The 2845-nt window shown below is 34.6% G+C and carries 2 protein-coding genes; one reads left to right on the forward strand and one right to left on the reverse strand.

From position 1 onward, the window contains the following. Positions 1-1194: glutamate decarboxylase (locus Q0V67_RS10315; protein ID WP_297599328.1), on the forward strand; the 1194-nt coding region annotated here is incomplete at its 5' end. A gap of 56 nt (positions 1195-1250) precedes the next feature. Here Q0V67_RS10315 and Q0V67_RS10320 read toward each other — a convergent pair. Further along, positions 1251-2672, reverse strand: a complete 1422-nt coding sequence (locus Q0V67_RS10320) for a sodium-dependent transporter (protein WP_297599330.1) — start codon at positions 2670-2672, stop codon at positions 1251-1253. Positions 2673-2845 lie beyond the last annotated feature (173 nt).

The raw sequence follows: 2845 nt of genomic DNA on the forward strand, positions 1-2845 counted from the left end.
GCTACAAATGCTATAGATAAGGCTGAGTATCCTCAAACTACTGAGGTTGAAAAAAGATGTGTTAATATTATAGCTAATCTTTGGAATGCTCCTGAGAACGAAACATATATGGGAACATCTACTGTTGGTTCCTCTGAAGCCTGTATGCTAGGTGGAATGGCTATGAAATTTAGATGGAGAAAAAGAGCTGCTGCACTTGGTATAGATGTTGTTACTAAAAAACCAAATCTGATTGTCAGTTCTGGATTCCAAGTTGTTTGGGAAAAATTCTGTGTTTACTGGGATGTTGAGTTAAGAGAGATTCCGATGACAGATATGGAAAATCTAAGACTTGATCCTAAAGCTGCTATTGCCGCTTGTGACGAGTATACAATCGGGATTGTACCTATTATGGGTATCACTTATACAGGAACTTTTGATGACGTTGTGGCCTTTGATAAAGAGGTTGAAGAATATAATAAAACTGCTAAACTATCTATCCCTATCCATATTGATGCTGCATCTGGAGGACTTTATCTTCCATTTGTAGAACCGAGTTTAGTTTGGGATTTCAGACTTAAAAACGTAGTTTCAATCAGTACTTCAGGACATAAATTTGGACTTGTATACCCTGGACTTGGTTGGGTATTGTGGAGAGATAAGGAATATCTACCTGAAGAGTTACTGTTCAAGGTAGCTTACCTTGGAGCTTTTGAACCTACTTTCCAAATTAACTTCTCAAGACCTGGAAGCCAAATTTGGGCTCAATACTATAACTTTGTTAGATGGGGTAAAGAAGGGTATAAAGCTGTACATGAAAAATCTAGAGATGTTGGACTATTCCTAGCAAAAGGTTTAGAAAAATTAAAAATATTTAAAATATTAAATGATGGTAAAAATATACCTATAGTTTGTTGGAGTTTAAAAGATGATCCAAAGAGAACTTGGACAGAATATGATCTATCAGATAGATTGAGATATTTCGGATGGCAACTTCCTGCTTACCCTTTGGCTAAAAACTTTGAAAATGTTACACTGATGAGAGCTGTTGTAAGAGCTGACCAAAGTATGGAACAGATGTCTTTACTTCTTCAGGATATGAACACTTCAATTGAATACTTAAATGCTAATTTTGTAGGTAAAAAAGATACAAAAATAACTGAAGATTCAGTTGCAGGATACGCTCACAATGAGAAAAGATTCTTAAAAAAATAATAAAATTATAAAAAAACCAGATTTTTTGAATCTGGTTTTTTACTTTTAAATATACTTTACACCGTTTTTACTCCTCTTTTTCCCTCCAGTCTTCCACATAGAATCTGCACAACAAATATAGTGAGAAGAGCATATACCAGTGCTGTATTCTGTACTCCAACCGCCTGTAAAAGAATAAGTGAAAGCAGTTGAATTCCTAAATATTTAACCCCAATCATCCAAACAGAAAACATTGGAAACTCAATCTCTCCATCGTTTGTAATCTCTTTTTTAACCTCGTCTCTATTCCAAACAAAGCCTATAAAGATACATAGGAACAGTCCACCTGCTGGTAAAAGTAGATTGTCTGTCACATAGCCTAAGAAATCAAAGAAATTCATTCCAAAGAAAACTTTTACATCGGCCATCGATCCAAACGAGTTAGAGTTTGGAATTGCTAATATCCCTATCAAAACACTTACAAGCAGTGTCGCTTTTTTTCTGTCCATTTTAAACTGATCCACAACAAAAGACACAACTACTTCTAATAGAGATATTGTTGATGTCAAAGCCGCAAACAACACAAGTAAAAAGAATATAATCCCAAATATATTTCCAAAAGGCATAGCTGAGAAAACTTTCGGAAGTGTAATAAATATAAGTCCTGGTCCCGCTGTGGGCTCAAGCCCGAAAGAAAAAACTGCTGGAAGTATTGCAAGCCCTGCTAAAAGAGCTATCGCTGTATCAAGAACAGGAATATAGAATGCACTTTTTATAAGTTTTGTATCTGATGGCAGATAACTTCCATAAGTTACCATAACACCCATACCTAAACTTAAAGAAAAAAATACCTGTCCTAAAGCAGCAATTACAACCTGTGGAGTTATAAGTGAAAAGTCCGGTTTTAGAAAGTACTTTATACCTACGGAAGCATTTGGTAAGGTAACCGATCTCACAACTATAACCAACATGAATACAAATAAAATTGGCATCATTATTTTACTGGCCTTTTCAATTCCACCTGCAACACCTTTTAAAACGATAGCAGCTGTCACAACAAGCACCACAAAGCTATATATAATCGGAGATGTCCCTGAAGCTATAAAATCTGAAAAATAATTCACAGGATCTCCACTTAAACCTCCTGTTACAAATATTCCAATATATTTTAAAATCCAACCAGCGATAACAACGTAGTATGAATAGATTAAAAAACAAGCTAAAATACCCAGTACACCTATGACACCCCAACCTTTTTTAATGTTGTTGTATGATCCGTAAGCATCTGATTTTCCTCTTCTTCCTATTGCCATCTCTCCCAACATCAAAGAGAATCCAAGTATCACAATCAGAGATAGATATACCAAAACAAATGCTCCACCGCCATTTTTCCCTGCTAAATATGGAAACTTCCATAGATTTCCAAGACCGATTGCAGACCCAGCTGCCGCTAAAACAAAACCAATACTTGAGCCCCATTTACCTCTTTCATTACTCATAATTATCACCGTCCCTTTTGAAAATTATTTTTTATTTTAGGAGATAATAACATAAGTAAAATCAAATTTCAATATATTTTTTACATTTTTTTAGTATGTTTGTCCTCTGTAAAAGAACTTTAATAAAATTAAACACAAACGTACTATTTTTTCAGTCTTTGCATTTTAAAAAA

The sequence above is a fragment of the uncultured Cetobacterium sp. genome, from assembly GCF_947072685.1.
Lineage (GTDB): Bacteria > Fusobacteriota > Fusobacteriia > Fusobacteriales > Fusobacteriaceae > Cetobacterium_A.